The 2833-nt window shown below is 47.4% G+C and carries 2 protein-coding genes; both read right to left on the reverse strand.

The annotated features are described in order from the left end of the window. Nucleotides 1-681: 681 nt before the first annotated feature. On the reverse strand, nucleotides 682-2001 hold the full coding sequence (locus tag LLG96_17000) for a hypothetical protein (protein ID MCE5251905.1): 1320 nt from the start codon (nucleotides 1999-2001) through the stop codon (nucleotides 682-684). Nucleotides 2002-2632: 631 nt separating this feature from the next. Further along, nucleotides 2633-2833: DUF5009 domain-containing protein (locus LLG96_17005; GenBank protein ID MCE5251906.1), on the reverse strand; the 201-nt coding region annotated here is incomplete at its 5' end.

Below are 2833 nucleotides of genomic sequence, written 5' to 3' on the forward strand. Positions count from 1 at the left end.
CTTTTTGGAGTTTCTGTTTTTTCAACCCCATTGAAAAGCCCCGCGGTCACAAGCGTTTTTCGGAAAAAGAATGGGTGCTGTCCGAGCGAGCCGAAGGTTCGTGAGTTCACACATTCCCGAAAAACGGGCCGTGAACGTGGAAGAAGGCTTTTCACGGGGTGCCTTTTCCTTGGTTACTTCCTTTGGGCAAGCAAAGGAAGTAACATCTATAGGAAGTAACATCTAAAAAAGTGTCCTTTAAAATTGGTGCTGACCGGAACATCTTCACCTGCTCCCCCCAAAAATCCACGATTACTTTTTTATTGTAATACTTAGCATAACACCTTTCGGAATTTCCGATTTTTCAACCCCATTGAAAAGCCCCACGGTCACAAGCGTTTTTCGGAAAAAGAATGGGTGCTGTCCGAGCGAGCAGAAGGCTCGTGAGTTCACACATTCCCGAAAAACGGGCTGTGACCGTGGAAACAGTCTTTTCACGGGGTGCCCTTTCCTTGGTTACTTCCTTTGGGCAAGCAAAGGAAGTAACATCTGAAGGAAGGTAACATCTAAAGGAAGCAACATCTAAAAAATTGTTCTTAAAAAAAACAGGGGATTGCCAGTTGATTTACATGCCCTTGACAGCACTTAAACTGCATATTTCATAATCGGGTTTGTGAAAATTTTTTTTCATCGCCCTCCCGTTTATCCGAAAACACCCGATACTTTCCCGCGCCGCTCGGTCATCCTCCTCAGGCTCGCGAGATTGAGCATGAGATGCCGTGGATGATGGTAATTGTCCTTACGGCTGGCGTGGGGAGTATAGGTGACGAACCTGTCTCTCGGTTCGAGCCACAGGGCAAAACCGTGCTTTTTGAGCGGGAGTTTTTCCTGCACCCAGTCGAACTGTTCGGCAAACATGTCCTTTGCCCATTGTGCCCCGGTATTCTCGACGATATAGATCGAGTTCATGAGGATAAATGCCTGCGCCCACGATATCTTCGAAAGCTCCCATGTATTCTCGTCCACATTGGTGCAGTCGTTGTAATAACCGCCGTATACGTCGTCTTTACTCACTATGGCGTGACGGTTGAAACGTTCCGCGGCCAGATCGTACAGTTTCTTGTTTTTTGTACGTACAGCCTCGTACATCATCATCCATGTGGACTCGGTCGCATGACCGCAGGCCGCCAGCTCGGAATGTTTGGGGTCCTGTGAGCGCGAAAGGTCGTGGTTGATGTAATTGTTCATGAGTTCGAATTTCGGATTCTGGTGGTAGTTCAGAATGGCATCCTGGCACCGGGCAACGAGCTTTTCGAGCTCCGGATCCCCCTTGTATTTGAGCGTGCATGTCCCGAACCACATGAGGAGCATCCAGTACCACAGGTTCCGCGCGCCGGGAAACGGTGTCGAACCATCGGTGAAATCTGGGCTGTCGTAGTGCCGCATGCACTTGAACAGGGTTTCCTTCGCGACATCCATGTATTTCATGTCCCCGCTCGCTTTTGCATATTCTGCGAGACCCTCTGCAATATAACAGTCGCCGGGATATCCCCCGCTGCTGTTGGGAATCACTTCACCCTCACGGGTATATGCGCCGGGCCAGTAATCGGTTCCGGCGGGACGGTGCTTCATGATGAAGTCCGCCCCTTTTTTTGCGATGTCGAGATACTTATCTTCTTTGGCCAGGTTGTTGTACAGAAACGAGTAACACCAGATACCCCTGCCCATGAACGATGAGTTGGTGTTCGTGTTTTCATGGGAGCCGTCATGATCGGTGGTCGCCAGGAAACAGCCGGTCTGGTGATCGACGACAAACTTGTCGTGGAAGGGGATATAATCTTCGAACAGATCGTATTCATATTGTCTGCGATATTTATCGAGCTGTGCGGTCTCAAAGGTCATCGTTCCTGCGGGTGAAGAAGCGGCTGCGGATTTCGTCCGTGCCTGAGCATGACTGTTTCCCGTACCCGCCAGAATAAAAGATGTTCCGGCGGTTGCGCTGAAAAATGTTCTCCGTTTCATGGTGTTTCTCCATTCAGAATATGATGTATTCTCCGGGCGTGCGGCACAGATTGTAACCATCGGCACCGGTCTTGTGGCAGTTCTTGTCGTAATTACGGATAACGGAATTGAATCATGTACCGGAGCGCCGGTGTATTCCGGCCTCATGCAATGTTTATGTATATAATACATTGCGGACAGAGGAACAATCTCAAAAACTATCCATTGTATACATGAATAATTGATTTACTCGTATTATTCGTGAAAATATTTTGATACAAAGGCACAAAGACGCAAAGAGACATAATAGATTATTAATACTATCTTTAGTAATAATTAATCGCAGACATCAAAATGATATTTAAAAACAAATCCGCGTAAATCCGTCCGATCCGCGTAAATCCTTGTTCTATTATTATTTAACCCGGATTTATCCGAAAATGCCTCTACGGTTTCCAGAGCCGAACCCTTGGCATGGTGTCGGATGTCCCTGCAACGCCGTCATTCCCGAATCTTTAATCGGGAATCCATATGCAGCCTGCATACATTTTCATCCTTCGTTGTGACTATCTATGGTCATGAGAGTTATTCTGGTTAAAAACAAATCCGCGTAAATCCGCGTTCTATTGAATCTTGTGAAAAGATCGGGTGCTCAGGCTTTCAGGAAGTTTTTCCGGCGGTAGAGGAAATAGAGGAAAAGCCATTTTACCCCCAGTACGCAGCATGCCTGGAAGAATGGCCGGAAGCTTCCCAGGTTATCGATGAAACCGTGCACGAATACATCGGCGATATCTCCGAAATTGATCACCCGTGAGATAACATAGATTGTGATCGGATTCATTCCTATCACTAC

This window comes from bacterium, from assembly GCA_021372535.1.
Lineage (GTDB): Bacteria > Latescibacterota > Latescibacteria > Latescibacterales > Latescibacteraceae > JAFGMP01.